Genomic DNA, 26,902 nt, shown 5'->3' on the forward strand with positions numbered 1-26,902 from the left:
ACTCATCCAGCCGTCCTGAGAAACGCTTCGCTCCAGAAATAACGACCTCTCGACGGCTTGAAGATGCCTCTTGGAAACCCTGGAATCATCGCGACTGATCCCATTTCACTCGGATATTTTGGCCTTGCTTAGCAAAAATTGGTTACGAGTGGAATCCAGGCAATAGAAAATTCTGTGGCGCTCCCCTGGTATGGCACTTGGATAGCTTTGCGTATACTGAGTGGATGTTTGCACACCATGCGCTTTGCCTGAAACGAATCGCCTGCATCATGGCGACTGCGATCTTTCTGTTGCTCCAGGGGTGCGAAGAGCCTGACGAAGCTCCTCCCAAACAACCCACTACCCTGGAACGGATACAGAAGGAGGGCGTTCTACGCGTTATTACCCGCAACAGCCCGGCGACCTATTTCCAGGACCGTAACGGTGATACCGGCTTCGAATACGAGCTGGTGAAAAGCTTCGCCGACAGCATGGGGCTCAAACTGCAGATCGAAACTGCAGATAACCTGGATGATCTTTTCAACCGTCTCGACAGTGCTGAAGGACCAGTCCTGGCAGCGGCAGGCCTGACGCCCAGCCCGGCACGGCAGGAGAAGTTCCACTTCTCACATCCCTATCTTGACGTTGTTCCGCAGGTCATCTACCGCAATGGTTCACGGCGCCCTGCACAGGTAAGCGATCTGGTAGGCAAGCGCATCATGGTGCTCAAGGGAAGCAGCCAGGCGGAACAATTGGCTGCGCTCAAACCCCAGCAGCCGGATCTTACCTACGAAGAGTCCGATCAGGTTGAGGTGGCTGACCTGCTGAAGATGGTCGATGAGGGCCAGATCGATCTTACGCTGGTCGACTCCAACGAGCTGGCCATGAATCAGGTCTACTTTCCCAACGTGCGCGTCGCCTTTGATCTCGGAGATGGACAAAGCCTCGCCTGGGTAACAGCCGAGCGCGAAGACGGCACCTTGATGAAAGCCATCAACACTTTTATCGACAAGGCCAAGCAGGACAATACGCTTCAGCACCTCAAGGAGCGTTACTACGGTCATGTGGATGTTCTGGGGTATGTAGGCGCCTACACCTTTGCCCAGCACCTGCAACAACGCCTGCCTGTTTATGAGAAGCACTTCCGCAAGGCTGCACAGCAACGGGAGGTCGATTGGCGGCTTCTGGCTGCCATCGGGTATCAGGAATCGATGTGGCAGGCTGATGCGACCTCAAAAACCGGGGTACGCGGCCTCATGATGCTGACCAACAACACAGCCCAGGCCATGGGCGTGTCCAACCGGCTTGACCCTTTCCAGAGCATCGAGGGCGGCGCCCGGTACTTCAATCAGATTCGCGGCGAGCTTCCCGAGTCGATCAAGGAGCCGGATCGGACCTGGTTCGCCCTGGCAACCTACAACATTGGCAGTGCGCATATTGCAGATGCGCGAAAGATGGCGCAGGACGAAGGGTTGGATCCTAATCGCTGGCTGGACGTCAAACGCATGTTGCCACGACTCAGTCAGAAGCAATGGTATAGCAAGACCCGTTACGGCTATGCCCGAGGCGGCGAAACGGTGCACTTCGTGCAGAATATTCGCCGCTACTACGACATTCTGACCTGGGTGACCCAGCCGCAGATGGAAGGCTCACAGCTGGCCAAAAGCGGCATGCACCTGCCCGGTATCGCTGAAAAGGAACCCGAGCAGGAAATGTAGCCGACGGGCCTAGACCGTCTTTAGCTTTGAAGGCTTGGCGATCAGTTTATCTACCGCCTTGGCTGCGGCCACCATGCCAAAGGTTGCGGTCACCATCATGACCGCACCAAAACCGCCAGAGCAATCCAGTCGTACCCCTTCCCCTACAAAGCTTTTCTGCTGGCACACGCTGCCATCCGGCTTGGGATAACGCAGCTGCTCGGTCGAGAACACGCACGGCACGCTGTAGTGCCGGCTGGGGTTACGTGAAAACCCATAGTCGCGGCGCAGCAGTGAACGTACGCGGGACGCCAGCGGATCGTTATAGGTCCGGTTCAAATCGACGACCTGAATCTGGGTCGGGTCGATCTGACCACCCGCTCCACCGGTTGTGATGATGTTGATCTTGCGGCGCTTGCACCATGAGATCAGAGCAGCCTTGGACGCGACGCTATCGATACAGTCCAGCACCAGATCCATCTCCGGCGTGATGTAATCCGCCATGGTCTCCCGCGTGACGAAATCCGCCACGGCATGGACGGCGCACGCCGGGTTGATTGCCCGGATGCGCTCAGCCATCACATCGACCTTGGCCCGTCCCACTTGTCCTTCCAGCGCATGGATTTGTCGGTTGGTATTGCTGATGCAGACATCGTCCAGATCGAACAGACTGATACGGCCAACGCCACTCCGCGCCAGGGCCTCGGCCGCCCAGGACCCTACGCCACCAATACCGACTACCGCGACATGACTGGCAGCCAGACGCTCGAGCGCATCGTTACCATACAAGCGGGCAATGCCACCAAAGCGTTGTTGATCAATATTCATAACGGCTCTCACTCAGCGAGCTAACAGTATAAAGACATGCCACGGCATTGTTGATCACCGAAGAGCGACGCTCCTTATGGCGTTTTGCTTTACCATGGACAACTTTTCGTGCCCTTGCTGCTTCAGGATTCATCCATGACGACCCTTACCCCGACGCTCGAGCTTGCCTGCGAGCTCATCCGCCGCCCCTCCGTCACACCGGTCGACGAGGGTTGCCAAGCCCTGATGATGACGCGGCTTGAAGCAGCAGGTTTTGCGCTCGAGCCCATGCGTATCGAAAACGTCGATAATTTTTGGGCACGCCGGGGAGGCGAAGGTCCGGTGTTGTGCTTCGCCGGGCATACCGACGTCGTGCCGACCGGGCCGGTCGAGGCCTGGCAACAAGGCCCCTTCGATGCTCAGGTCGATGCAGACGGCATGCTCCTGGGGCGTGGCGCAGCGGACATGAAAGGCAGCCTGGCCAGCATGATCATCGCGGTCGAACGCTTCGTAGCCGATCACCCCAACCATCGAGGCGCCATTGCCTTTCTGATTACCAGTGATGAAGAAGGGCCTGCCCTGCACGGGACACGCGCGGTTGTCGAACGTCTGCGTGCACGCAATGAACGCCTGGACTGGTGCATTGTAGGCGAGCCTTCCAGTACGACGCTTCTAGGCGACGTCGTCAAGAACGGTCGCCGCGGTTCGCTCAACGGCAAGTTGACGATTCGTGGCAAGCAAGGCCACGTGGCCTACCCTCATCTGGCCCGCAATCCCATTCATCTGGCCGCAGCCGCGCTGGCAGAACTTGCCGCTGAGCAGTGGGATGCCGGTAATGACTTTTTCCCGCCCACCACGTTCCAGATCTCCAACCTGAACTCGGGCACAGGCGCAAATAACGTAATCCCGGGCGAGCTGAATGCCCTGTTCAACTTCCGTTTTTCGACCGAGTCGACCGAAGAGGGACTCAAGGCGCGCGTTGAGGCTATCCTGAACAAGCATAACCTTGACTGGCACATTGACTGGTCTCTTTCGGGCCTGCCCTTCATCACCGAGCCTGGCGAATTGCTGGACGCTATCGCCTCGAGCATCCAGGCGGTTACCGGTCTTACAACAGAAGCCTCTACCAGCGGCGGGACCTCGGATGGTCGCTTTATTGCCACGCTTGGCACACAGGTGGTTGAAGTCGGGCCTGTTAACGCCACGATTCATCAGGTCAATGAGCGAGTATTGGCTAGTGACCTGGATTTGTTGACCGAGGTGTACTACCAGACCCTGGTAAGGCTGCTGGCATGATATTGATCTGCCCCCTCTGCTCGGCTCAGCTGACCGAGGCACAACAAGGTGTTGTCTGTGAGCAAGGCCACCGTTTTGACCGTGCACGCCAGGGCTATTTGAACCTGCTGCCTGTACAGCACAAGAAAAGCCGTGACCCTGGCGACAATGCCGAGATGGTTGAGGCGCGTCGCCGCTTTCTCGATGCTGGCCACTATGCTCCGCTGGCGCAGCGTCTGGCGGAACTGGCACAGGAAAAAGCACCGGCTCGCTGGGTCGATATTGGTTGCGGCGAAGGTTTTTATACCATGCGTCTGGCAGAAGCACTGCCACAGAGCGATGGTTACGCGCTGGACATCTCCCGTGAGGCGGTACGCCGGGCGAGTCGCCGGGCGCCGCAGGTGAACTGGCTGGTTGCCAGCATGGCCCGTATTCCCTTGCCCAACACAAGCTGCCAGCTCCTCACCAGCGTATTCAGCCCGATTGACTGGGCTGAAGCCGTACGCTTGCTGACGCCCGGCGGCGGCGTACTGCGCCTTGGCCCGGCGCGTGATCATCTGATCGAACTGCGCCAGCGGCTGTACGATGATGTGCGTGATTACGACGAGGCCAAGCACCTACAGGGCTTACCTTCGGCGCTGACATTGGCCAACAGTGAAACCTTGAATTTTCGCCTCAGCCTGGAAACTCGCGAAGCCCGAGCCGATCTGCTATCCATGACACCCCATGGTTGGCGTGTTAATGCCGAGCGTCGCGAACGTGTACTGGCTGAACCCTTCGAGGTTACCGTTGCCGTACGCTACGATTGGATTACCCGGACCTGAAAGCCCTATCGAGATTAACCATGCGCCAGCCAGACATTGAAATCTACCTCAAGGATGCCGACCAGCCTGCTATTACCGAGTGGCTGAGCCAGGCGCTGGGTACCTGCAGCGAGTGGCGCCAGCAGGGACAAACCTACAAGTGTACGGTCGACTACCAGGGCACTGTGATTCCAGTAACTTGGCTACCCAAAGCTGTCGGCAAATGGAACAGCCTTCTACTGGAAAGCGATGCAACCCCCTGGGAAGACGATCTGGCCTGCGCCAAGGCAGCCGCTGCCGCACTGGATATCCAGGTACGGTGCGCCCCTGGGAGCTGGGAAGAGGAACAGGGCGAGGATGATGCCGATCGCTGGATAAAAGTCACCTCAGCCGGCATAGAAGAAATCATCTGGCGAACCTGAAGATTTGCCAGTAATAAAAAAGCCCGTCAGTTGAACTAACGGGCTTTTTTTCAGGATTCAAAGCTTGGAGACGTCTTCGGCCTGTAGACCTTTCTGGCCCTGAATCACAGAAAACTCCACCTTTTGGCCTTCAATCAGCGAGCGATGCCCCTCGCCACGGATGGCGCGGTAATGAACAAACACATCCGGGCCACTCTCACGTTGAATGAATCCATAACCTTTGGCGTCATTGAACCACTTGACGGTTCCGGTCTCACGTTCAGCCATTACCACTCTCCAAGCTTCGCAATTATTATCTGTGCCCTTGAGGACAGCTCCCCAGCCGATCCGAGTCATCCTCATGGCCTTCCAGGCCAAACAACTGATGCTCGTTTCCGCCGTACCGGCGTATAAAGCAAAAGTTTCCAGGCAATTGCAACAGGTTTTATCACTAAAATGCTTTATGCTCTTCTTTGGTGCTAATTACGTATTAATCGTAGCTGAAAGCACAAAATTCGTGCTTTATAACAACAAATTGCGTAATCGAAATGTCAAAAAAAGAGCGCCAATCAAGCAGTGCCTGAGCCTCTTTAGTTTTGCTGACGAGTGTTTCAGTCTGATGATCGTGGGCTTTGCGCCATCGGGCCATTACGGCACACTGCTCGCTTGAATTTCAGGTACATGTCATGAATCGCTCCCCTTTTCGCCGCATGCTGTTTGCTGCCTTCAAACGCCTGCTGTATACCTGGGTTCGCTCGCAGACCATCAATCAGTCAGCAGTAACCCTCAAGCTCGACCGCAGCAAGCCGGTGATCTATGTTCTGCAGGAGCATTCGCTAAGCGATCTGGCCGTCCTGGATGCCGAATGCATCAAAAATGGCCTGCCCCGCCCGGTAACACCCGTAACCATTGGGGATGTGGTCGAACCGAATGCCTATATCTATACAACACACTCACCTGACTGGCTGGGTCGTCCTACCAGGCGTAACGTTCCGCCTTGCCTTACCCGACTGCTTGAAGCTGTTGGCCAAAGCACAGTTGAAGATGCCCAGATCGTACCTGTCAGCGTGTTCTGGGGGCAGTCGCCTGACCGTGAAACAAGCCTTTGGAAGTTGCTTTGGACAGATAACTGGGTCATTGCAGGCCGACTACGCAAACTGGCACGTATCCTTTTCCTGGGCCGCATGACGCGAGTGTTGTTTTCTGATCCTATCCATCTGAGTCGCCTCGTTGCCCAGAACAAAGGACAGGAGCGTACGCAGCGCATGGTGCTGCGTATTCTGAGGGTGCACTTTCGCAACCTGAAAACGGCAGTTATCGGCCCTGATATTTCCCACCGGCGAAACCTGGTAAAAAGCCTGATCCAGGCTCCTCAGGTACGCGAAGCGATCCAGCACGAAGCGAAGCATGGAAAGACCTCTCAGGCGCAGGCCGAGCAGCAAGCCTTAGAATATGCCCAGGAAATAGCCTCGGACTTCTCGTATCCGGTAGTGCGCTGCCTTGAAGTCATCTTGACCTGGTTCTGGAACAAGCTCTATGAAGGGCTACGGGTCAACCATATCGAGCGCGTCCAGAATGTGGCGCAGGGCAACGAGATCGTTTATGTGCCCTGCCACCGCAGCCACATGGACTATCTGCTTCTGTCCTACCTGTTATTTCACAATGGACTGACGCCTCCACACATCGCAGCAGGTATCAACCTGAACATGCCCGTCGTGGGAAATATTTTGCGCCGTGGCGGTGCCTTCTTCATGCGCCGCAGCTTCAAGGGCAATGCGCTCTACACCGCTGTCTTTAATGAATACATGCACACCTTGTTTTCCCGGGGCTTCTCGACCGAATACTTTGTAGAGGGCGGGCGGTCGCGAACAGGACGGATGCTGCAGCCGCGTACCGGCATGCTGGCCATTACCCTGCGCAGCTTTTTGCGGGACTCCCGTCGTCCGCTGGTGTTCGTGCCAGTGTACATTGGCTACGAGCGGGTCTTTGAAGGCCGCACTTACCTGGGCGAGTTGCGGGGAGCGGCCAAGAAGAAGGAATCCATCTTTGATGTGTTTAAGGCCGTAGGGGCCTTGCGCAAGCGCTTCGGTCAGGTGTGGGTCAATTTTGGCGAGCCCCTGAGCCTGCCGCAGTTTCTGGACCAGCGCCAGGAAGGCTGGCGTAATCTCTCCTTTGATCATGATGCCCGCCCTGAGTGGTTCAGCACGCTGACTCACTGCCTGGGTGAGGTGGTGGCTCGCAGGATCAACGATGCGGCAGCCATCAACCCCGTTAATCTGGTGGCATTGATCATGCTATCCACCCATCGACAGGCGATGGATGAGCGCGCTTTGGTTGGCGTACTAGACCTTTACCTAGGGCTTTTGCGAAAGGTTCCCTACTCGCCCTCTGCAACCCTGCCCGAGGGTGACGGACAAGCGCAGGTGGACTACGTGAAGAGTCTGAACCTGCTGGCCGAGCAACAGGATGCGCTGGGCCGTATCCTCTATCTCGATGAGCAGAATGCCATCCTGATGACCTACTACCGCAACAACATCCTGCACATTTTTGCATTACCGGCGTTACTGGCCAGCTTCTTCCAGAACACGCCTCGCATGAGCCGAGAGCAGATTCACCGATTTACCCTGGCGCTATACCCTTATTTACAAGCCGAACTGTTCATCCGCTGGGACCGCGACGAGCTGCCCGCCATGATTGATCAGTGGCTGGCAGCGCTGGTGGAGTATGACCTGCTTCAACAAGAGGACGAGACCTTCAAACGCCCGCCTCCCAGCTCACGGCAGTTTGTACGTCTGGCACTGCTGGCCCGCAGCATTCAGCAAACGCTACAGCGTTATTACATGGCCATTGCCCTACTGCTCAACCAGGGCCAGGGTAGACTAACCGCCAGCGAGCTGGAGGAATTGTGTACCGTCATGGCACGGCGACTTTCCATCCTGCATGGCTTGAACGCACCGGAATTCTTTGACAAGAGCCTGTTCCGGCATTTTATCGAAACACTATTGAAAGAAGGCGTGCTGCACAAGAACGCCGAAGGCAAGCTTGGCCACCATGAACTGCTGGGCGAGCTGGCCGAAGAGGCTGGCAAGCGAATGCTGCCAGCCGAAATACGCTTGTCGATTCGACACGTGGCATTGGAACGGCCCGATGAACCCAGCATTCCGCCCTCAGTTCCGACGCCCGATTGACCCATTCAGAAGAGACCTTATGTCATGCGCAAGATTGTTCTGTTAAGTCTGACCAGCCTGTTGCTTACGGCCTGTAGCGGCGGGCTGCGCCCAGTTTCCGAACCTGGCCCTACCCCTACGACTCCCAGCACGAGCAAACCTCCAGTCATCATGCCGCAACCCGGTACGCCTTCACCGGCCAAACGTAGCCTGGAAGGTGATGCCTATTTCGAACAGTCCGAACCCTTGCCGCCTACCGCCAAACTGACTGTCAGTCTGCACAATGCGGCCACGGGCGATACGCCCTCAGGACGCCTCGCACAACGTACCGTTTTCGTGAAACAGGAAACGCCTATCCCTTTCCGTCTGGACTACGATCCATCAAAGGTCAAGGCTGGTCAGCGCTATGCCATCAGCGCTCGCGTATTGCTTGGTGGCCGCCCGCTGTTCCTGACGCCAAAGGCAATACCGGTGCAACTCAATGGCACCAACGACCAGCCGGTTGAAATCAAGCTGACCCCCGTCCGTTGATACAAGGGATATAGATGAAACGTTTCGCGCTTACGCTTGCGGCCTTAACCCTCTCGGTCAACGCCTTTGCCTTGAGTCTGTCTGACTTTTCCCAACAAGATTCCGCCAGCGCCATGAAGGACGCACTGACTCAGGGCGCGCAAATCGCGGTTCAACAACTGGGTAAACCGGGAGGATTTACCAACAACCCGGAAGTCCGTATTGAGCTGCCTGGAAAACTGGGCAAAGCATCCGCCCTGCTCAAGCAGTTCGGTATGGGTGCGCAGGTAGAACAGCTGGAAACCAGCATGAACCAGGCTGCCGAAGCCGCTGTGCCAAAGGCGCAGGCCCTGCTGATCGATGCGGTCAAACGTATGACGGTTCAGGATGCCAAGGGTATTCTGACCGGCGGGGATAATGCGGCCACGCAGTATCTGGACCGCTCCAGCCGAGACCAGCTTCGCGCTCAATTGATGCCCATCATCAAGCAGGCAACGGACAAGGTAGGCTTGGCTCAGCAGTACAACGCCCTGGCTGGCAAAGCTGCTGCCTTCGGCGCGGTGGATGCCAAGAGTGCAAACGTTGAAAGCTACGTCACGGACCAGGCGCTTAATGGGTTATTCACCGTAATCGCTGACCAGGAACGCGCACTCCGGGAAAACCCGGCCGCCGCCGCTACCAACATTGCCAAAAAAGTGTTCAGTACGCTTTGAGGATATAACGGGCCGAGTAATCGAATAACCCGGCCCGAAGCCTTACAAAGGCGGCAACGCCCAATCGATGGGCGTAAGGCCTGACTGCTCCAGAAACTTGTTCGTCCGGCTGAAATGGCCGTTGCCGATAAAGCCTCGATGAGCAGAGAGCGGTGACGGATGGGGTGAGCGCAGGATCAAATGCTTTTGTGTGTCGATCAGCTTTTCCTTGCTCTGTGCGTGAGCACCCCACAGCAGAAAGACCAGATGGTTACGTTGCTCGCTGACCACCTGAATCACACGATCAGTGAAACGCTGCCAGCCGGCATTGGCATGGGAGCCGGCCTTGGCCTGCTCTACCGTCAGCGAGGTATTGAGCAACAGTACGCCCTGCTCGGCCCAATGCTGTAGATAGCCATGATTAGGAATGGGCAGATTCAGGTCCCGCTTCAATTCCTTGTAAATATTCTGCAAGGATGGCGGTGCAGGGATACCGGGCTGTACGGAGAAGCACAAGCCATGGGCCTGCCCTGGGCCGTGATAGGGATCCTGCCCCAAGATGACGACCTTTACCTGATCGAGCGGCGTACTGTTCAACGCATTGAAGATCAAGGGGCCTGGCGGATAGATCACCTTGCCGGCCGCTTTTTCGCTGCGCAGGAACTCACCCAATTGCTTCATATAAGGAGCATCGAATTCATCACGCAGTGCGGCTTTCCACTGCGGTTCCAGTTTGATGCGGTCGTCGTCCACGTTATGTCCTCATGTCAATCGAGCGCACCGTAGGAAAGGTGGTCTGCTCTGTCAACCATTCATCCCATTTCCTGCCAGCAGGCTCCCGCCCCACAAACGTGCGAAGCACAGAGCAATGCCCCAAGGTTGCGCACGATGCCTCTTTCCAAATGCCCCAATATATAACGCAACCCATGTGCTATCAGGGTTTGGAGAAGTTGGCATGGTGCTAGCTATACGACCTATGTGCAGGAGCAGCCGGCATGCCGGAACCGCAGCACCACAACTTGGCGAAATAGATGACTAGGGTTCCGGCTTACGAAAGTAAGTGACTGGTCCGAGAGTCATCGACCTCCGACGAGGTTACACGGCGGGACAAAAGCCCGGGAGAAGACGCGCATTGCGCTGTTCTGCTCTTGCTTGCCCACCACTCATTCGGAGGTTCCATGCGTAAATGCTTGCTTGCCACCCTCGCTCTCAGCCTGACTGCATGGGTCAGCCTACCCTCTTTGGCAGCACCTCGCGACGACTTCAAGGTCTGCTGGACTATTTATGCCGGCTGGATGCCATGGGGTGAAGCCAAGACCCAGGGAATCATCGACAAATGGGCCAAGAAGTACGGCATTACGATCGATGTGGTACAGCTCAATGACTATGTCGAATCCATCAATCAATATACCGCCGGCCAGTTCGATGGCTGCGCCATGACTAATATGGACGCCTTGACCATTCCAGCGGCCGGCGGAGTGGATACGACCGCTCTGATCGTCAGTGACTTTTCCAACGGCAACGATGGCATCGTCATGAAGGGCAAGAGTAAAACCGTTGCGGACCTCAAGGACCAGACCGTCAATCTCGTACAGTTTTCCGTTTCCCATTACCTGCTCGCCCGGGCGCTGGAAACAGTCGGCCTAAGCGAGAAGGACCTGTCTACAATCAATACCTCGGATGCTGACATGGTAGCCGCGTTCAACACGCAGGACGTACAGAACGTAGCGACCTGGAATCCATTGCTCGCTGAAATCAAAACTTCGCCAGACACCACAGAAGTATTCAACTCCAGCCAGATTCCCGGCGAGATCATGGACATGATGGTGGTGAATACCGAAACGTTGAAGGAAAACCCCAATCTCGGCAAGGCCCTGACCGGCGCCTGGTATGAAATGACTGCCCTGATGACAGCCGGAACGCCTGAAGGCCAGGCAGCACTCACGGCCATGGCGAATGCATCGGGTACCGACCTTGCGGGTTTCAAGGCGCAGCTGGCCAATACAAGGCTCTTCTATGCCCCTCAGGACTCCCTGAGCTTCGTACTCAGCCCAGAGCTACCAAAGACGATGGAAAAGATTGCCCGGTTCTCCTTTGATCATGGGCTGCTGGGCGAAGGTGCGCCGGATGCGAATGCCATTGGCATGGCATTCGCCGGCGGTGTAACGGTGGGCGACACCAGCAATATGAAGCTGCGCTTCGACCCGACGTACGTGCAAATGGCTGCTGACGGCACGCTTTGACTAAGGCCTGGGCCGTCTCTTGGGCCGGCCCATATCCGCTACACAGGTAATCCACCATGCGCCTGATCAATCGCCAGCCTGATCGCGGAAGTCGTCTGCTTCTCGTCCTGCTGCCTTTCGCCCTGCTGCTGTTTGCTTACTTCAGCGGCTCGGCTACTCGCCTAGCGGAAAACCCCAACGACAAGCTCCTGCCCAGCGCGACTCAAATGGCCGCAGCGATAGATCGTCTGGCGTTCAAGGAAGACAAGCGCACCGGTGACTATGTGTTCTGGCAGGACACAATGTCCAGCCTCTCCCGCCTGGCTACCGGACTGGTCATCAGTGCTTCGATCGCACTGGTGGTCGGTATCGCCACAGGTGCCATTCCGCTATTTAGCGCGCCGCTTTCTCCGCTGGTAACCGTACTCTCCATGGTGCCGCCGCTGGCGATCCTCCCTATCCTCTTTATCGTGTTCGGCTTGGGTGAGCTGTCGAAGGTCATGCTGATCGTCATCGGTATTACACCGGTGCTTATTCGCGACATGGAGCAGCGGGTCCGCGAGATTCCACAGGAACTCTTGATCAAGGCACAAACCCTTGGCGCCAACAGCTGGACACTGATTCTGCGTGTAGTACTGCCTCAAGTCCTGCCTCGTCTTCTGATCGCGCTGCGCCTGGCGCTCGGCTCGGCTTGGTTATTTCTGATTGCCGCCGAGGCTATTGCCAGCACTGACGGACTCGGCTACCGCATCTTTCTGGTCCGCCGCTACATGGCGATGGATGTGATCGTGCCGTATGTCGTCTGGATCACGGCGCTGGCCTGGGCCATGGACGTTGGCCTGCGACAGCTAACGCGCTGGGCTTTCCCCTGGTACGACACAGGAGCCCGTTCATGATCCAGGTTAAGAATGTCTGGAAGCAGTACGGTGATCAGGTCGTATTGGAACACCTGAACCTGAGCATTCAAGAGGGTGAGTTCTGTGCCCTGGTAGGGGCTTCCGGCTGCGGTAAATCAACCTTTCTACGGATGCTCTTAGGCCAGGAAAGCCCCACCCGCGGGCACATCCTGTTGGATGGGCAACCGCTTTGTGCCGAGCCCGATCCCAGCCGTGGAGTAGTCTTTCAGCGCTACTCCGTATTTCCGCATCTTTCCGTGCTGGATAACGTGGTAATCGGCATGGAGCTCCCCCATTCACGTCTTCTGGGTCGCCTGTTCGGCGCCGACAAGCGACGCCTTCGCGAGACGGCAGCGGCCATGCTGAACAGGGTCGGTCTGGGCCATGCGCTCGACAAATACCCCAGCCAGCTTTCCGGTGGCATGCAGCAGCGTCTGGCCATCGCCCAGGCGCTGATTGTGAAGCCACGTATTTTGCTGCTGGATGAGCCTTTTGGTGCGCTCGACCCTGGCATCCGCAAGGACATGCATGTGTTGCTGACCGAGCTGTGGAAGGAGCACAAGCTGACCGTCTTCATGGTCACCCATGATCTTTCCGAAGGCTTCACCCTCGCCAGCCGCGTGTTGGTATTCGACAAGATGCGTATCGATCCCCATGCGCCCAACGCCTATGGCGCACGCATTACTTACAACATCCCGGTAAACCGCAGAAAAACCTCCGGCACCTTGACGTCGGTGGAAACTCTGCTGGGCCAACCCGCCGTCAACTGAGGACCCTGTTATGAACGAAACACGCCCTGTTGCTTCCCTGTTGCTCGAAGAACACGTTCCCGGTGGTGGCCATACCTCGCTCATCGTCAAACGTGGCCAGTTGCTGCGGATCACCGACGAACTGGGTGGTGCCAATGTCAGCCTGATGCTGTTCAACGCGCAGGAGAAGAGCGAGCGCCTGAACCTGCCGGATACACTCAAATGCCAGCACACTGCCAAGCTCACCAAAGGGCATTGCCTGTATTCAGACATGGGCCGCGTGCTGGCCGCCATTGTCGAAGATACCTGCGGCTGGCACGACAGTTTTGGTGGCGTGGCAAATGCCGAAGAAGTCACTGAAAAGTACGGCCCCGGCCGATATCAGGAGCTGCGCAACGGCTTTCACCGCAACGGTACTGACAACCTCTTGGTGGAGATGGGCAAGTGGGGGCTGGGGCAGGAAGACCTGCTCATGACGCTGAATCTGTTTAGTCGGGTGGACGTGGACGCCGAAGGCGCCTTCCATTTCATCGAAGGCAATTCCAAAGCGGGCGATTACATCGAGTTGTATGCGCCCATGAATACCCTGGTCGTCCTTACCGCCTTGCAGCATCCATTGGACCCAACGCCCGAATACGCACCGAAACCCGTCACGCTGACGTTGAAGAGCGCCGACCCAGGCGTGGCCAACGTCTGCCGTACATCCCGTGAAGAGAATATTCGCGGCTTTATCAACACCGAACGCTTCTTTCTGTGAGGACGACTGCCATGACCATGACTGCTAGCGAAAAACGTCCTGAGGATGCTCTCTACCGTGAAGTCATCCCGGCGGGTGCGCCTTACCTGAAAGAGATCAAGGCCGGCCAGACGATTCGCATTCATGACCTCGAAGGCAATCAAGCCGTTGATACCTTGTTCTATAGCGCGACGAACCCGCGCGAGCGATATGACGCCCAGCGTACGCTGCGCCGACAAGGCAAGGTCTACCTCACCACCGGGACGGTGTTGTATTCCAACCTGGGCAATCCACTCCTGACCCTCGTTGCCGACACCTGTGGCCGCCACGACACGCTCGGCGGCGCCTGTGCCCAGGAGAGCAATACCGTGCGCTACGCGCTGGAAAAGCGCTACATGCATAGCTGCCGCGATAACTTTCTCTGCGCCTGCCACCATGACGGCAAACTGAGCAAGCGCGACATCGCCGCCAACATCAACTTTTTCATGAATGTTCCGGTGACGCCTGAAGGGGCGCTTAGCTTCGAAGATGGCATCTCCGGTGCGGGCAAGTACGTGGAACTGCGCGCCGAGACGGATGTAATTGTGATGATTTCGAACTGTCCGCAGCTCAATAACCCATGCAACGGCTGGAATCCAACTCCGGCAGAGGTGCTGATATGGAGCTGAAACAGCGACTACGCACCTGGTTGCATACTCTTTGCCAGAGCCGCTCCGGGCAGTGTTTGAATACACGACGCTCTGAGTGCAAAAGGGACTGAGCGACGCCGAAAACGACAGGTATCGCCCCGCTATACCCCCTCCAGCTATGCATGACAACGACTTGGCTCCCGGGACGACCCTGGAGCGTGAAATTACGGCGGGACGGCCCGCCTCCCTTTCGAGGGTGCGACATGTTCACCAAACTCCTGATCGCTAACCGTGGTGCCATTGCCTGCCGTATTCTGCGTACTTTGTGCGACCTCCAGGTAAAAGGCGTAGCCGTTTACAGCGAGGCCGATCGCGCCAGCCTGCATGTGAGCCACGCTGACGAGGCCGTAAGCCTGGGTGAAGGCGCAGCCGCGGCTACTTATCTGGATGTGCCCAAGCTCCTGGCTATCGCTACATCAACCGGCGTACAGGCTATCCATCCAGGCTATGGTTTTCTTTCCGAAAATGCCGCATTCGCCGAAGCCTGCGAGGCCGCCGGCATCGCCTTCGTTGGCCCCACTCCTGAACAGCTGCGTGTCTTTGGCCTCAAGCATACGGCCCGCGCGCTGGCCAAGGCCCAAGGCGTACCGATGCTCGAAGGCACAGAGCTTCTGGAGGATCTGGAGGCTGCGTTAAAGGCTGGCGAGACCGTGGGTTATCCGGTCATGTTGAAAAGCACCGCTGGCGGTGGCGGTATCGGCATGCGGGTGTGCCGCTCGGCCAGTGAACTCGCTGAAGCATTCGACGCCGTCAAACGTCTGGGTCAGAACAATTTCAGCGACGCGGGCGTATTCATTGAAAAATACATCCAGCGCGCCCGCCATCTGGAAGTCCAGATTTTTGGCAACGGCCAGGGCGACGTGATTGCCCTAGGTGTCCGCGACTGCTCCGTACAGCGCCGCAACCAGAAAGTGCTGGAAGAGACCCCAGCGCCTAACCTGCCTGACGGCATGGCGGAAGCCCTGTGCGCAGCAGCAATCACGCTGGGCAAGGCGGTCAATTACCGGAGCGCCGGCACCGTCGAGTTCGTGTATGACAGCGAAGCCCAGCACTTCTACTTTTTGGAAGTAAACACACGCCTGCAGGTCGAGCACGGAGTAACCGAACAGGTTTGGGGTGTGGACCTGGTGCGCTGGATGATCGAGCTGGCCGCAGGCGATCTGCCCCCACTGGCCGAACTTGCCAGACATTTAAAGCCACATGGCCATGCCATCCAGGCGCGGCTGTATGCCGAAGATCCAGGCCGCGACTTCCAGCCCAGCCCTGGCCTGCTGACCGCTGTCGAGTTTCCGCCCTCGGAGGGCCGCGCCCTGCGTATCGATACCTGGGTAGAAGCGGGTTGTGAAATCCCGCCCTACTTCGATCCGATGATCGCCAAGGTCATTACCTGGGCCGACTCCCGAGACGCCGCGCGCAGTGCACTGAACCTTGCCTTGCAACGCACCCGCCTCTACGGGGTAGAAAGTAACCGCGACTACCTGCGTCAGATCCTCACCGATACCCCCTTCGCCTCAGGCAACCCCTGGACCCGCTGCCTGGAGAACCTGACTTATCAAGCTACTACCTTTGAGGTCATCAGCGCGGGCACTCAGACGACCGTACAAGATTACCCAGGCCGCCAGGGGTATTGGGCGGTGGGTATTCCGCCGTCAGGCCCCATGGATGATCGCGCCTTGCGCCTGGGCAATCGCCTGCTGGGCAACCCTGAGGGCACTGCGGGGCTCGAGATCACCATGACCGGGCCGGCCTTGCGCTTCAACACGCCTGCGGTGGTAGCCGTGACAGGGGCAGCCCTGCCTGTACAGCTTGATGGCGTGTCGCAACTTATGAATACCACGCTGTTCATCCCCGCCGGGGCAACCTTGACGCTGGGTACGGTCAGCGGTGCCGGCGCGCGCAGTTATCTCTGCCTGAGAGGCGGCCTGGATCTACCAGATTACCTCGGCAGCAAGAGCACCTTTACTCTTGGTCAGTTCGGCGGGCATGGCGGTCGTGCCCTGCGGGCAGGCGATGTGCTGCACCTGTACCCGTCGCAGGACTACCATGCAGGTGCCAACCTTTCGCCCGAATTGTGCACCTCGCTGACGGATACCCGCACCCTGCGCGTGATCTACGGTCCGCACGGCGCGCCGGAATATTTCAGCGAGGCCTATATCCAGCGCTTCCTGGATACCGAGTGGGAAGTGCATTTCAACTCCAGCCGCACCGGTGTACGCTTGATCGGACCGAAGCCGGAGTGGACACGAGAAGACGGCGGCGAGGCAGGTCTGCACCCCTCCAATATTCACGATAATCCCTACGCCATCGGTGCCGTTGACTTTACGGGCGACATGCCTGTCATCCTCGGACCAGACGGCCCAAGCCTAGGCGGCTTCGTTTGCCCGGTCACAATCATTGAGGCAGACTTGTGGCAGATGGGTCAGCTCAAGGCCGGTGACAAGGTGCGCTTTGTGCCGGTCAGCATCGAGACGGCACGTTTACTGGTCAAGGCGCGTTATGCCGAGACTGAATCGCTGACACCAAATGTCGACTATGACGTGCTGCCGTTGGCCGGTACTGACTCTAAGCTGATCAGCCCCATCGTATTGGACATCGGCCACGACGACGAGCGTCTGGTAGCGCGGCTCTCTGGTGATACCCATTTGCTTCTAGAGATCGGGCCGGCTGAGCTGGATCTGGTCCTGCGCTTCCGGGGGCATGCGCTGATGCAGTCCCTAGAAGCCCTCGACCTGCCGGGTATCATCGACCTCACCCCCGGCATCCGTTCGCTACAGATTCACTATCGCCCCGAGCAGTTGTCACTCAATGACCTGCTGATCCTGGTCGAGCGAACCTGGCGGGAACTACGCAACGCCAACGATTTGCGCGTACCCTCTCGTATCGTCCATATTCCGCTTTCCTGGGACGACCCGGCGTGTAAGCTGGCAATCGAGAAATATGCAACGACTGTCCGCAAGGACGCCCCCTGGTGCCCGAGCAATCTGGAATTCATCCGCCGCATCAATGACCTCGATTCCATTGAAGCGGTGAAGCGAATCGTCTTTGACGCCAGCTACCTTGTGATGGGTCTGGGAGACGTCTACCTCGGCGCCCCGGTAGCCACACCGCTGGACCCTCGCCATCGTCTGGTAACAACCAAGTACAACCCGGCCCGTACCTGGACGGCGGAAAATTCTGTCGGCATCGGCGGCGCTTACCTGTGCGTGTATGGCATGGAAGGCCCGGGGGGCTACCAGTTCGTGGGCCGCACACTGCAAATGTGGAACCGTTACAAGCAGGTCGATGCCTTCTGCGGCCAGCCTTATCTGCTGCGCTTCTTCGACCAGGTTCGCTTTCATGAGGTGTCAGCAGAAGAACTGCTCACGATACGCGCCGACTTTCCGCTGGGTCGTTATCCCTTGCAGATCGAAGAGACCGAGCTGTCCCTGGCGGACTATCAGGCATTTCTTGCCAAAGAGGCGGACTCTATTCAAACCTTCCGCACCCACCAGCAGGCAGCCTTCAATGCCGAGCGCCAGCGCTGGCTCGAGTCCGGTCAGGCGCACTTCGAAAGCGAAGACGTCACGCCAGAGCCCGATGAGGATGCCCCCTTGACTGCCGGGCAGACCGCTGTGGAAAGCCATATTGCCGGCAATCTCTGGCAGGTACAGGTGGAACCGGGCACGGAGGTCAAAGCCGGCGATGTGCTGGTGATTCTGGAATCCATGAAAATGGAGATTCCGCTCTTCTCGCCTTGCGATGGACTCGTAAAGGACGTTCGCGTGCAGCCCGGCTCTCCTGTACGCGCCGGGCAAAGAATGATGGTAATCGAGCACGCCTGATCCAACTTAACTTAACCAGAGGCGGGTCGAGCAAGGCGATACCCGGCTCAGAACGCTATTGCTGGGTATTGCCAATGGCTTTATCCAGACTACCAGGGACTATTTTATGACTGACCTGCGCCTCGATACCCTCCGCGCCGCCTACCGTGAAGGCCGCACCACGCCACGCACGCTTATTACCGAACTTCGCAACAAGGCCGAGCAGTTGAATCCCGACTTTCACCTGTTCATCCATCTGCTCTCCCTGGCGGAGCTGGAACCCTATCTGGCGGCACTGGAAAGCAGGTCCCCCGCGGACCTTCCGCTGTATGGCGTCCCCTTTGCCATCAAGGACAACATCGATCTGGCGGGCATTCCTACTACAGCCGCCTGCCCAGCCTTTGCCTATACACCGGAGCGCTCGGCCACCGTTGTCGAGCAGCTGATCGCCTTAGGTGCGATTCCCTTGGGCAAGGCCAATCTGGATCAGTTTGCCACCGGCCTCAACGGTACACGTTCGCCCTATGGCGCCTGCCGCAACAGTGTTCATCCAGACTACCCTTCCGGCGGTTCCAGCGCGGGGTCATCCCTAGCCGTAGCGCTAGGCGTGGCTACCTTTGCACTGGGTACCGATACGGCCGGCTCGGGTCGAGTACCTGCTGCGCTGAACAACCTGGTCGGTCTCAAGGCCACCAAAGGGCTGATCTCGACGGCGGGTGTCGTTCCGGCATGCCGTACATTGGATTGCGTCACCTATTTCACCGCTACGGCCAAGGAGGCCAGCGAACTGCTTGCCCTGACCGCTGTATACGATCCACGCGACGCGTACAGTCGCGCCAATCCGCTCTGGAACGATGCCTCGGCCTTCGGTACTCCACGCCCGTTCCGCTTTGGTGTACCCAGGCAGCTTGAATTTCTCGGCTGTCCGGAAAGTCCCGCGTTGTTCGAGCACACGGTAAGACAGCTGGAAGCGCTCGGGGGCGAGGCAGTCGAATTGGATTTCGCCCCATTCCTCGAAGCGGCCAAGCTGCTCTACGAAGGTCCGTGGGTAGCCGAGCGCTACAGCGTGGCGGGTGAGCTGATCGAAGAACAACCGGACGCGGTACTGCCCGTCATCAAGGCAGTACTGGCCAAGGCGCCCGGCACGACGGCCGTAGACGCCTTCCGGGCGCAGTACCGCCTGCAAGCACTCAAGGCTGTCTGTGACCAGGCGCTGGCCGAGCTGGATTGCGTACTGACGCCTGCCTACCCCCGCCCCGTCACCCTGGATGAATTGCAGGCCGAGCCTGTCGCCCGCAACTCCGATCTGGGTTACTACACCAACTTCATGAACATGCTGGATTATGCTGCCGTGGCGATGCCAGCCGGCTTTATGCAAAACGGCCTCCCATGGGGCGTGACGCTGTTCGGACGCGCCTTCACCGACCAGTACCTCTTGAGCTTGGCCGATGCCTTCCAGCGTGTGCAGCAATTACCTCTGGTAAACGGTGCACATATGCCCGCCTCTGCACCTACTACGGTAGCGCGCCATGATCATGCTCGTGTGGTCGTCTGCGGTGCGCATCTGGAAGGGTTGCCGCTCAACTGGCAACTGATGAAGCGGGGCGGCAAACTGGTTTCACGTACAGAAAGCAGCCCCGACTACAAACTGTACGCCTTGGCTGGCGCCCCCCCCTTCCGCCCAGGCATGGTCCGTGTAGCCGAAGGCGGCAGAGCCATTGCCGTGGAAATCTGGGAACTGCCCAGCCGCGAGCTGGGCTCGTTTCTGATGGGTATTCCCGCTCCGCTCGGCCTAGGCAAGGTTCAGCTGGCTGATGGCAGTTGGGAAACCGGGTTTATCTGTGAGCCCTATGGGTTGGAAGGCGCCAAGGACATCACCCACTTCGGTAGCTGGCGGGCTTATATGGCCAGCCAGCGATAGGAGGGGCTTGCTAATCGCCTGCCGGGGCTTACCACCGTCTCGGTGGTGGCCCCCAGTACGGTCTCGGTCCATGACGCCAATAGCCTGGGCCGGGACCGGGGCCCCAACCAGGGCGAAACCGCGGCGGAGGCGGTGGTGGACCATAATAGAAATTCGAGCGCCAACGTGTCACGGGCCGGTCATAGATAATGACAGAAGGTGGCGGCGCAACAGGAACAGCCGGTGTCACATAAACGGGGGTATATGAACGGTAGTAGGTCGTGGTGGTATGACGGTAAGGGTTATCGTCGTAGACCACACACCCGCTTAACGGTAGAGCAAACGCTAACGCCAAGAATAGACGCCGCAAAACAGTATCCTCCACGCCCTAAAAAACGGTGCGTAATGGCATATTACCGCTCTGCGAAACCCTGTCCTTTGTAATCACCCAGGCATTCAGCTGGCATTAAGCAACGTAACCAGATATTTCATCTCAAGATATCTGCTCAAGGTAGTCGCGCAGCCGTGTTTGCAGATAAGGTACTGCGTCCGGCAAGGACAGGAACTCCGCTATTGGCATCATCTGCCAATACTGGCCCTCATCACCAAAGCGTATGGATTCGATCTCTTCAGCGGTTAGTTCGCCGACGAAGAAATAGGCGTCAAGAGGCTTACGGGTATAACTCGTGTAGCGCCTTTCCCAAATGATCCGATCTTTGGTCAGCTGCAGGGAAAACTCTTCATCTAACTCTCGCAACGCGCACTCGACTGGGCTTTCATTCCCCTCTCGACCACCGCCAGCAAAATCCCAGCAGCCCGGGAAGGGAATCGAGTCTTTATCGTCTCGCTTGTAGGTCAGGAGTTGATCACCACACAACAAGGCAAGTTTAGCCCCGGAAAAGTCATTCACTACCGCTCTCCTGTTGGCAGACTCTTTTTCAGACCCACCCTGCCAATTTATCCATGTTGTGATCGAATTGCGGTGAGCGCATAGGCGGTTGTACGGATAAGGGGGGAGGCGACATGACGGGTATCGCTGCGCTCCCCCCTCCTACGTCCAAGCCGGTCTCTTCTAGAGTGGGGTGGAGCAACGCGGTACCCATCATAAAGCTAAAGGGCGTTTATCAATAACCGTGGCGCTTCAGTATCGTGTCGATGCCGTCCTTTGCAGGGCGGTTGTAAAACTTCAACAGCTCGGCAGTGCGGTTGGTAAAGAAGCCATCTACGCCCGCATCGCTGATTTTCTTGAAGTCCACGGCCTCGTCCACCGTGTATGGATGCACGATCAGCCCTTTTTCGTGAGCCATCTGATTCATCCAGGGCTTCACCAGATCCGCATAACTCTGATCACCGCCATTTGTCAGTGCCGAGGAAGGCCCTATTCCCAGTGCGCCATGCGCTTTCGCCCAATTCAGCCAGCGTTCGTACTCAGCCTTGGATTTGACTTCCTGCTTGGCATAATAGGCTGCCTTGTCCTTTTCGCCGGACTCGGCAAAGGTCACGTTCGATTTGGGTTCGATACTGCCATCGCCCAGCCATAGCAGAAGCACTTTGGGCACCTGCGGCATTTCCTGCTGCAACAGTTCCATACTGCTCTTTTCGAACGTCTGCAGGACTACGCGACCTGGCATCGAGGCCACATGCACCTGCGGGGTATCCGATGTTTTTGCCGCAGGTTTGCCTAGCCAACCACGTGCCTGGAGCTTGTCCTTCAGGTCTTTTTCGATACCTGGGAACAGTTTGGGCTGCTTTGTCTCGATATATAGGCCCGGCTTGTTCTGGCCACCCTCGGCGATATCGATCACCTCGTCCAGGGTCAGAATTTTCTGGCCAGCAAAGCTGGGCCGCGCACGGTCCGGGTGAGCCGTATTGAACCAGGTTCCGGCATCCAGGCTTTTAAGCTCCTCCAGCGTAAAGCTACTGACAGGTTGATCCGCCCGGTCCGGAAAGCGCTGCGCAACGTTAGTGGTGCGCTTGAGGTTGTCGTCATGCAGGGCGATCAGGACGCCATCACGGGTACGCTGCAGGTCCAGTTCCAGATAGTCGGCGCCCAAGTCACGGGCCAGCATATACGCGGGCGCGGTGGACTCTGGTGCATCATAGGACGCCCCCCGGTGTGCAATCACGGCCGGATACGGAATGCCCGCCTTCTCGCTCAGCGCCTTGCCTGCCGGCTCGCTCGCGGCACCAGCCGACTGCCCCATCATCCCCATGGCCGCCATTAGCGCTCCTGCCAATAATCCCTTGCATAAACCTCTATCCATCGGTGTCTCCCGTTGTTGTGACTTTTTGGATTTTGAATACACAACGCCCATGCTGCGGCATGAACACGACGTTAACGTGACGATACCGCTTATCCCCACACTTGCGGGCCATCAGTCAAAGGACGTAAGCAAGCGTAGCCCATACGGCTGGTCTTCATAGCCGTACTGCCTCACACGGGGTACGATTACGGTCTACCCCTATTTACATTGAATTTCCGTACGCCCTTACAGGCGCACGAGGCGACAGACATGAACACAGCCTATCCACCCCACCTCTGCCCACGCTGCGGGCAACCCAATGGCTGTGCTCAGCTCGGTTGCAGCCAACCGGTGACTGACTGCTGGTGCTTCCACACTCGTATCGCTCCCGAAGCACTCGAGACCTTGCCGGAAGACGCTCGCAACGTGGCTTGTCTGTGCGCCCGCTGCGCCAGTGCTACCTTAGAACATGAAACGGATACTAACGGCTGATGCGCCTGGATCGTTTCATCAGTAACCGACCGACCCTCAACCGCCTGGACGCACGCATGCATTTAGCGCATGGACACGTACGGATCAATGGCGTGCCTGTGCGTGATGGTCGCTACGAGGTGCGCTTCTTCGATCGGGTCGAGTTGCTGGACGAGCTGCTTCAACCTGGCAAGGCTGCTCGTTACTTCATGCTGCACAAACCCGTTGGGTATGTGAGCGCAACGCAGCATCCGGATCACCCCACGGTAATCGATCTGCTGAACGAACAGGACAAGGATGATCTCCACCTGAGCGGCCGTCTGGACCTGAACACATCAGGCCTCATGCTCATCACCAACGATGGTCTCTGGTCTCGTCGTCTGACCCTGCCCGGCAGCAAGCTGCCCAAGGTGTATTACGTCGAGACGGCCAACCCGATCCTGCCGGAATACGTCTCCACATTCGCCGCCGGGCTGTACTTCAAGTTTGAAGACCTTACTACCTTGCCCGCCCATCTGGATATCCTGAGCGAGCGCAGCGCGCGGCTTACTCTCATCGAAGGCCGCTATCATCAGGTCAAGCGCATGTTCGGGCACTTTAGAAATCAGGTCTTGCACCTGCACCGGGAGCGGATCGGTCCCATTGTGCTTGACCCCGCCCTGGCACCCGGTGAATATCGCCCTCTTACCGCTACAGAAATCGCATGCGGCGTTCCTGCCTAGACCACTGAGGAACATTCGTCGTGCACTCCGGTCGGCATAAGAATCATTCATCAGCCAGGAGAGCCGTATGCGCATTCACGTTCCCCGCCTCGGTTTTGGCGGTGCCCCGCTGGGCAACATGTTTCATGAGCTCACCGAAGAACAAGCCTCCGCCACGCTTGAAGCGGCTTGGGAGGCCGGTATTCGCCTGTACGATACGTCACCCCATTATGGTGCCGGCCTGTCGGAAATTCGCTTTGCCGAGGTGCTCAGTCAAAAACCCCGGGATGAATACACCCTCTGCACCAAGGTGGGCCGTCTGCTGCAAAAGGCCGACCAGCCTGAGAATGCGACCCCGTTCGTCAACGAGCGCCCCTACCGCCGCATTCTGGACTACAGCGCAGACGGTGCCCGTCGTTCCATTGAAGACAGCCTCGAACGCCTCAAAACCGACCGGATTGATATCGTCTGGATCCATGATGTATCCGAAGACCAGTTCGGCCCCACATGGCGAGAGTATTTTGACCAGGCCATGAAAGGCGCAGCGGTTGCACTGACCCGGATGCGCGAAGAAGGCCTCATCAAAGGCTGGGGGCTGGGTGTGAACATGGTCGAGCCCTGCCGTCTTGCCTTGGAACAGGCTGACCCGGATGCCTTTCTGCTGGCGGGTCGATACTCACTGCTGGACCATCGCGAGGCGTTGGATACTTTGTTCCCGCAATGCCTGGAGCGCGGTGTAGGTATTGTCGTAGGAGGTCCGTACAACTCGGGTATTTTGGCGGGCGGCGAGAACTACAACTATGCTGAGGCTGATTCCTCCATTAAGGAAAAAGCCAAGCACCTCAAATGGGTCTGCGAACAGTTCGATGTCGATGTACGCGCTGCAGCCCTGCAGTTCTGCATCGCACACCCCACTGTAGCCGCCACGATCCCGGGCACCAGCAAGCCTGAGCGGGTCAGGGAAAACGTTGAACTGATGCAGGTACCAATCCCGCAGGAACTCTGGACAACACTACGGGAGCAGGGCGTCCTGCCCCCTGATGCGCCGGTGCCAGGCGAGACGGCTAGACACTAGGCGTGAAGTGGGATCAGGGCACCTTGGCGTCGCCCTTATCCCACAGCCTTACCAGCTCGTTGGGTGCACGGTCTTCCGGAACGGTAATTGTGATCTCGTCGGGCTTGTCCTTGAAGCGCAACTCGATCTTGTAATACCGCTGATCGCCACGCCCTACGCTTTCCGCCGAGGCTGGCAGCGAACGCTCGAGCACGGAACAGATTCGTCCACGCTCATCCTCATTGCAACTGGAAAAATCGATCTCCCGTGGGCGCGCCAGTGCATGGATCGCTGCAAAGCCGCCCTGTCGAGAAAGCCTTAACAAGGCATCCGGCCCCAGTTTCGGTAGCTCTTTCATAATGACCTCCTCAGGTCAGCTCTACCCCAACGTCTTCCCAGGCCTTGTTAATTGCCTGGGTCTCGCGCGCTTCTGCGCCGAAGCGGCGACCGGCATTCGAAACGGTGAGTCGAGCGAAGGCCGCAAAATCAGCATCGTTGGTCAAGCGGCTGTCGCATAAGGTGTCATACCAGACGCGGCCCGCTGTCTCCCATGCGTATCCGCCGATCCCGGTTGCCGCCAGATAGAATGCCCGATTTGGAATGCCCGAGTTGAGGTGCACACCGCCATTGTCATCCCGCGTTTCAATGAAGTCACGCATATGACCAGGCTGCGGGTCCTTGCCCAGCATCGGATCATCATACGCCGTACCCGGCTCAGCCATCGAGCGCAGACCACGACCATTGATCTTCTCGGTTAACAGCCCTTCCCCGATCAGCCAGTTGGCCTCCTCGGCTCGCTGCTTCAGGCTGTATTGCTTAACCAAGACCCCAAAGACATCGGACACAGACTCATTAAGCGCGCCAGACTGGTTGTAATACACCAGCCCCGCCTCACTTTCCGTGACACCGTGGGTAAGCTCATGGGCAACGACATCCAGCGAAATGGTAAAGCGGTTGAAGATCTCGCCGTCCCCATCGCCGAATACCATCTGCTCGCCATTCCAGAAGGCGTTCTGATAGTCCTGACCGTAATGCACCGTGCCCGAGAGCGGCAGGCCCCGGTTATCGATGGAGTTGCGGCCCAGCACCTGATAGAAGAAATCGAAGGTGGCGCCGAGATGGTCATAAGCCTCATCTACAGCAATGTCACTTACGGCAGGCTGGCCCTCTTTGCGAACCAGCACACCCGGCAACTGGTTACCATTTTTTGCATCATAGATGCTGCGCTGTGCACGCTCATCATCGGTACGCTCCAGCTCACTTACCGGTGCCTGACGCACCCCAGGCGGGCCTGGATTATGCAAAAGCGTACGTACATGACTCAGCGTACCCAACGCGCAGGAGCGCTGGCGTTCATCACCATGATCAACGATACGGCTGAGGATGTACGGGGGGATAAAACCTTGAACAGAACCCAAGCGAGGCATACGAACGCCCTCCCTAAGCAGCCAGCGTTGGAGCAGCACAACACTACCCCTCTCACGCCACTCTACGTGGCACAGGGTTAGACCGCAAAACCCGCCCTAGACTCCCTCGCACAAAAACCTTATCAAGAGGCTTCACCCAAGGCTCGGCTTCTGGTACAAAGGACGCCTCCCGAAGCGGGCGTCGTATAATGGCATTACCTGAGCTTCCCAAGCTCATGACGAGGGTTCGATTCCCTTCGCCCGCTCCAATTCGCTTCCTCATGATTCAAGCGGGGCTGACATCCTGGCTTGCCTTCCCAGTAGCAGCACTCGCCAATCCCCCTTCGCCCGAATCATTGCTATCACTACGTAAGGCAGCGTAAACAAGGCGCCCGCCATGAGTGCCAGCAAGCCCCATAGCAGACCAACCTGCCAGGAGCGGGCTCGATAGAGAAGCCAGAGGGCAATCAGGAAAACGTTCAGGCTCAGGTCTGAGTGGAACTGCGCTCGCCACGGATGAGCAAAGTCGCCTACAAAGGTGTACAGGCCCGCCACTAAGCCCATCTCGACAGTACCGCGAAGCGTAATGGCGACCAGCACCAGCCATCCCACTCCAAGCAGCAGCGTTAGCACCGTTACCTTCCGCATATCACCCCTCAAAAATACATACCTGCTGTAAGGATTGTAGGCAGAAGACATGAGTT

26 protein-coding genes, 1 tRNA gene and 1 riboswitch are annotated in these 26,902 nt (G+C 57.7%); of the genes, 19 read left to right on the plus strand and 8 right to left on the minus strand.

Features of this window, described 5'->3' with window-relative positions; genetic code table 11:
• Positions 1-224 precede the first annotated feature (224 nt).
• A complete protein-coding gene (gene mltF / locus EAW52_RS15510) occupies positions 225-1,697 on the plus strand; it encodes a membrane-bound lytic murein transglycosylase MltF (RefSeq protein ID WP_122043142.1) in 1,473 nt (490 codons plus the stop codon).
• Between the two features lie 9 nt (positions 1,698-1,706).
• Here the strand turns inward: mltF and tcdA are convergent, their stop codons facing one another.
• Positions 1,707-2,504 carry a tRNA cyclic N6-threonylcarbamoyladenosine(37) synthase TcdA gene (gene tcdA / locus EAW52_RS15515; RefSeq protein WP_019366580.1) on the minus strand — a complete coding sequence of 266 codons (798 nt, stop codon included), beginning with the start codon at positions 2,502-2,504 and terminating at the stop codon, positions 1,707-1,709.
• A gap of 135 nt (positions 2,505-2,639) precedes the next feature.
• On the opposite strand from tcdA, the gene dapE reads away from it, so the two are divergent.
• The 3 genes from dapE to EAW52_RS15530 are packed head-to-tail and all read left to right on the plus strand — an operon-like array spanning position 2,640 to position 4,983.
• Positions 2,640-3,779 (plus strand): succinyl-diaminopimelate desuccinylase, encoded by a 1,140-nt coding sequence (dapE, locus tag EAW52_RS15520; protein WP_074827635.1) that lies wholly within the window; start codon positions 2,640-2,642, stop codon positions 3,777-3,779.
• Positions 3,779-4,582, plus strand: a complete 804-nt coding sequence (locus EAW52_RS15525; RefSeq protein ID WP_122044821.1) for a putative RNA methyltransferase — start codon at positions 3,779-3,781, stop codon at positions 4,580-4,582. The genes dapE and EAW52_RS15525 overlap by 1 nt, the downstream gene beginning before the upstream one ends.
• A gap of 20 nt (positions 4,583-4,602) precedes the next feature.
• Positions 4,603-4,983 carry a hypothetical protein gene (locus EAW52_RS15530; RefSeq protein ID WP_019366583.1) on the plus strand — a complete coding sequence of 127 codons (381 nt, stop codon included), beginning with the start codon at positions 4,603-4,605 and terminating at the stop codon, positions 4,981-4,983.
• A 57-nt stretch (positions 4,984-5,040) separates the two neighbouring features.
• On the opposite strand, the gene EAW52_RS15535 is transcribed toward EAW52_RS15530, so the two are convergent.
• Complete coding sequence (locus EAW52_RS15535) at positions 5,041-5,250, minus strand: cold-shock protein (protein ID WP_010797575.1); 210 nt, start codon at positions 5,248-5,250, stop codon at positions 5,041-5,043.
• Between the two features lie 73 nt (positions 5,251-5,323).
• On the opposite strand from EAW52_RS15535, the gene EAW52_RS15540 reads away from it, so the two are divergent.
• From EAW52_RS15540 to EAW52_RS15555, 4 genes are read left to right on the plus strand one after another with little or no spacing between them, the layout of a single operon-like run.
• Complete coding sequence (locus EAW52_RS15540; protein WP_074827643.1) at positions 5,324-5,632, plus strand: hypothetical protein; 309 nt, start codon at positions 5,324-5,326, stop codon at positions 5,630-5,632.
• Positions 5,633-5,648: 16 nt separating this feature from the next.
• Positions 5,649-8,150 carry a glycerol-3-phosphate 1-O-acyltransferase PlsB gene (plsB, locus tag EAW52_RS15545; protein ID WP_122043143.1) on the plus strand — a complete coding sequence of 834 codons (2,502 nt, stop codon included), beginning with the start codon at positions 5,649-5,651 and terminating at the stop codon, positions 8,148-8,150.
• Between the two features lie 24 nt (positions 8,151-8,174).
• Positions 8,175-8,660, plus strand: coding sequence for a YbaY family lipoprotein (locus EAW52_RS15550; RefSeq protein WP_122043144.1), 486 nt, complete (start codon positions 8,175-8,177; stop codon positions 8,658-8,660).
• Positions 8,661-8,674: 14 nt separating this feature from the next.
• Entirely contained in the window at positions 8,675-9,352 is a 678-nt protein-coding gene (locus EAW52_RS15555) for a DUF4197 domain-containing protein (protein ID WP_010797571.1), read from the plus strand.
• A gap of 42 nt (positions 9,353-9,394) precedes the next feature.
• On the opposite strand, the gene ung is transcribed toward EAW52_RS15555, so the two are convergent.
• The gene (gene ung / locus EAW52_RS15560; RefSeq protein ID WP_122043145.1) at positions 9,395-10,084 is read right to left on the minus strand and encodes a uracil-DNA glycosylase; all 690 of its coding nucleotides are present in this window, start codon (positions 10,082-10,084) and stop codon (positions 9,395-9,397) included.
• A 271-nt stretch (positions 10,085-10,355) separates the two neighbouring features.
• A riboswitch (guanidine-I (ykkC/yxkD leader) is annotated at positions 10,356-10,455 on the plus strand.
• A 54-nt stretch (positions 10,456-10,509) separates the two neighbouring features.
• Here ung and EAW52_RS15565 point away from each other — a divergent pair.
• The 7 genes from EAW52_RS15565 (at position 10,510) to atzF (ending at position 20,344) form a co-directional block, all read left to right on the plus strand.
• A complete protein-coding gene (locus EAW52_RS15565; protein ID WP_122043146.1) occupies positions 10,510-11,574 on the plus strand; it encodes a putative urea ABC transporter substrate-binding protein in 1,065 nt (354 codons plus the stop codon).
• 56 nt (positions 11,575-11,630) lie between these two features.
• Complete coding sequence (locus EAW52_RS15570; RefSeq protein WP_122043147.1) at positions 11,631-12,449, plus strand: ABC transporter permease; 819 nt, start codon at positions 11,631-11,633, stop codon at positions 12,447-12,449.
• On the plus strand, positions 12,446-13,219 hold the full coding sequence (locus tag EAW52_RS15575) for an ABC transporter ATP-binding protein (RefSeq protein WP_122043148.1): 774 nt from the start codon (positions 12,446-12,448) through the stop codon (positions 13,217-13,219). Before EAW52_RS15570 ends, EAW52_RS15575 begins: the two co-directional genes overlap by 4 nt.
• 10 nt (positions 13,220-13,229) lie before the next feature.
• A complete protein-coding gene (locus EAW52_RS15580) occupies positions 13,230-13,955 on the plus strand; it encodes an urea amidolyase associated protein UAAP1 (RefSeq protein ID WP_122043149.1) in 726 nt (241 codons plus the stop codon).
• A gap of 11 nt (positions 13,956-13,966) precedes the next feature.
• Positions 13,967-14,602, plus strand: a complete 636-nt coding sequence (locus tag EAW52_RS15585; RefSeq protein ID WP_122043150.1) for an urea amidolyase associated protein UAAP2 — start codon at positions 13,967-13,969, stop codon at positions 14,600-14,602.
• 224 nt (positions 14,603-14,826) lie between these two features.
• Positions 14,827-18,444 carry an urea carboxylase gene (uca, locus tag EAW52_RS15590; RefSeq protein ID WP_122043151.1) on the plus strand — a complete coding sequence of 1,206 codons (3,618 nt, stop codon included), beginning with the start codon at positions 14,827-14,829 and terminating at the stop codon, positions 18,442-18,444.
• A 106-nt stretch (positions 18,445-18,550) separates the two neighbouring features.
• Entirely contained in the window at positions 18,551-20,344 is a 1,794-nt protein-coding gene (gene atzF / locus EAW52_RS15595) for an allophanate hydrolase (protein WP_122044822.1), read from the plus strand.
• A 472-nt stretch (positions 20,345-20,816) separates the two neighbouring features.
• Here atzF and EAW52_RS15605 read toward each other — a convergent pair whose 3' ends face one another.
• Positions 20,817-21,233, minus strand: a complete 417-nt coding sequence (locus EAW52_RS15605; RefSeq protein ID WP_122043153.1) for an NUDIX hydrolase — start codon at positions 21,231-21,233, stop codon at positions 20,817-20,819.
• Between the two features lie 214 nt (positions 21,234-21,447).
• Positions 21,448-22,587, minus strand: a complete 1,140-nt coding sequence (locus EAW52_RS15610; protein ID WP_162997648.1) for a glycerophosphodiester phosphodiesterase — start codon at positions 22,585-22,587, stop codon at positions 21,448-21,450.
• Between the two features lie 249 nt (positions 22,588-22,836).
• Here EAW52_RS15610 and EAW52_RS15615 point away from each other — a divergent pair, with 249 nt between their 5' ends.
• From EAW52_RS15615 to EAW52_RS15625, 3 genes are all read left to right on the plus strand, one after another.
• Positions 22,837-23,058, plus strand: a complete 222-nt coding sequence (locus EAW52_RS15615; protein WP_074827669.1) for a cysteine-rich CWC family protein — start codon at positions 22,837-22,839, stop codon at positions 23,056-23,058.
• Complete coding sequence (locus tag EAW52_RS15620) at positions 23,058-23,759, plus strand: 16S rRNA pseudouridine(516) synthase (RefSeq protein ID WP_019366592.1); 702 nt, start codon at positions 23,058-23,060, stop codon at positions 23,757-23,759. Before EAW52_RS15615 ends, EAW52_RS15620 begins: the two co-directional genes overlap by 1 nt.
• A gap of 67 nt (positions 23,760-23,826) precedes the next feature.
• Positions 23,827-24,813 (plus strand): aldo/keto reductase, encoded by a 987-nt coding sequence (locus tag EAW52_RS15625; protein ID WP_122043155.1) that lies wholly within the window; start codon positions 23,827-23,829, stop codon positions 24,811-24,813.
• Between the two features lie 13 nt (positions 24,814-24,826).
• On the opposite strand, the gene EAW52_RS15630 is transcribed toward EAW52_RS15625, so the two are convergent.
• Both EAW52_RS15630 and EAW52_RS15635 read right to left on the minus strand, forming a co-directional pair.
• Complete coding sequence (locus tag EAW52_RS15630) at positions 24,827-25,150, minus strand: protealysin inhibitor emfourin (RefSeq protein ID WP_010797555.1); 324 nt, start codon at positions 25,148-25,150, stop codon at positions 24,827-24,829.
• A gap of 10 nt (positions 25,151-25,160) precedes the next feature.
• Complete coding sequence (locus EAW52_RS15635) at positions 25,161-26,219, minus strand: M4 family metallopeptidase (protein WP_019366594.1); 1,059 nt, start codon at positions 26,217-26,219, stop codon at positions 25,161-25,163.
• A gap of 174 nt (positions 26,220-26,393) precedes the next feature.
• Here EAW52_RS15635 and EAW52_RS15640 point away from each other — a divergent pair.
• A tRNA-Gly gene (locus tag EAW52_RS15640) sits at positions 26,394-26,467 on the plus strand.
• A gap of 10 nt (positions 26,468-26,477) precedes the next feature.
• On the opposite strand, the gene EAW52_RS15645 is transcribed toward EAW52_RS15640, so the two are convergent.
• Positions 26,478-26,846 carry a DUF1475 family protein gene (locus EAW52_RS15645; protein WP_162997649.1) on the minus strand — a complete coding sequence of 123 codons (369 nt, stop codon included), beginning with the start codon at positions 26,844-26,846 and terminating at the stop codon, positions 26,478-26,480.
• Positions 26,847-26,902: the final 56 nt, after the last annotated feature.

The organism is Pseudomonas sp. LTJR-52 (assembly GCF_003691465.1).
In the GTDB taxonomy this organism is placed as follows: Bacteria; Pseudomonadota; Gammaproteobacteria; order Pseudomonadales; family Pseudomonadaceae; genus Chryseomonas; species Chryseomonas luteola.

What these genes read in the sequence shown, in the direction of transcription:
- EAW52_RS15580 (WP_122043149.1), top strand. Translation starts at nt 13,230, where the DNA reads ATGAACGAAACACGCCCTGTTGCTTCCCTGTTGCTCGAAGAACACGTT.
- tcdA (WP_019366580.1), bottom strand. Translation starts at nt 2,504, where the DNA reads ATGAATATTGATCAACAACGCTTTGGTGGCATTGCCCGCTTGTATGGT.
- EAW52_RS15635 (WP_019366594.1), bottom strand. Translation starts at nt 26,219, where the DNA reads ATGCCTCGCTTGGGTTCTGTTCAAGGTTTTATCCCCCCGTACATCCTC.
- EAW52_RS15535 (WP_010797575.1), bottom strand. Translation starts at nt 5,250, where the DNA reads ATGGCTGAACGTGAGACCGGAACCGTCAAGTGGTTCAATGACGCCAAA.
- EAW52_RS15630 (WP_010797555.1), bottom strand. Translation starts at nt 25,150, where the DNA reads ATGAAAGAGCTACCGAAACTGGGGCCGGATGCCTTGTTAAGGCTTTCT.
- EAW52_RS15620 (WP_019366592.1), top strand. Translation starts at nt 23,058, where the DNA reads ATGCGCCTGGATCGTTTCATCAGTAACCGACCGACCCTCAACCGCCTG.
- mltF (WP_122043142.1), top strand. Translation starts at nt 225, where the DNA reads ATGTTTGCACACCATGCGCTTTGCCTGAAACGAATCGCCTGCATCATG.
- EAW52_RS15530 (WP_019366583.1), top strand. Translation starts at nt 4,603, where the DNA reads ATGCGCCAGCCAGACATTGAAATCTACCTCAAGGATGCCGACCAGCCT.
- plsB (WP_122043143.1), top strand. Translation starts at nt 5,649, where the DNA reads ATGAATCGCTCCCCTTTTCGCCGCATGCTGTTTGCTGCCTTCAAACGC.
- EAW52_RS15575 (WP_122043148.1), top strand. Translation starts at nt 12,446, where the DNA reads ATGATCCAGGTTAAGAATGTCTGGAAGCAGTACGGTGATCAGGTCGTA.
- atzF (WP_122044822.1), top strand. Translation starts at nt 18,551, where the DNA reads ATGACTGACCTGCGCCTCGATACCCTCCGCGCCGCCTACCGTGAAGGC.
- EAW52_RS15610 (WP_162997648.1), bottom strand. Translation starts at nt 22,587, where the DNA reads ATGGATAGAGGTTTATGCAAGGGATTATTGGCAGGAGCGCTAATGGCG.
- EAW52_RS15570 (WP_122043147.1), top strand. Translation starts at nt 11,631, where the DNA reads ATGCGCCTGATCAATCGCCAGCCTGATCGCGGAAGTCGTCTGCTTCTC.
- dapE (WP_074827635.1), top strand. Translation starts at nt 2,640, where the DNA reads ATGACGACCCTTACCCCGACGCTCGAGCTTGCCTGCGAGCTCATCCGC.
- EAW52_RS15555 (WP_010797571.1), top strand. Translation starts at nt 8,675, where the DNA reads ATGAAACGTTTCGCGCTTACGCTTGCGGCCTTAACCCTCTCGGTCAAC.
- EAW52_RS15625 (WP_122043155.1), top strand. Translation starts at nt 23,827, where the DNA reads ATGCGCATTCACGTTCCCCGCCTCGGTTTTGGCGGTGCCCCGCTGGGC.
- EAW52_RS15645 (WP_162997649.1), bottom strand. Translation starts at nt 26,846, where the DNA reads ATGCGGAAGGTAACGGTGCTAACGCTGCTGCTTGGAGTGGGATGGCTG.
- EAW52_RS15550 (WP_122043144.1), top strand. Translation starts at nt 8,175, where the DNA reads ATGCGCAAGATTGTTCTGTTAAGTCTGACCAGCCTGTTGCTTACGGCC.
- EAW52_RS15540 (WP_074827643.1), top strand. Translation starts at nt 5,324, where the DNA reads ATGGCCTTCCAGGCCAAACAACTGATGCTCGTTTCCGCCGTACCGGCG.
- EAW52_RS15585 (WP_122043150.1), top strand. Translation starts at nt 13,967, where the DNA reads ATGACCATGACTGCTAGCGAAAAACGTCCTGAGGATGCTCTCTACCGT.
- EAW52_RS15565 (WP_122043146.1), top strand. Translation starts at nt 10,510, where the DNA reads ATGCGTAAATGCTTGCTTGCCACCCTCGCTCTCAGCCTGACTGCATGG.
- EAW52_RS15615 (WP_074827669.1), top strand. Translation starts at nt 22,837, where the DNA reads ATGAACACAGCCTATCCACCCCACCTCTGCCCACGCTGCGGGCAACCC.
- uca (WP_122043151.1), top strand. Translation starts at nt 14,827, where the DNA reads ATGTTCACCAAACTCCTGATCGCTAACCGTGGTGCCATTGCCTGCCGT.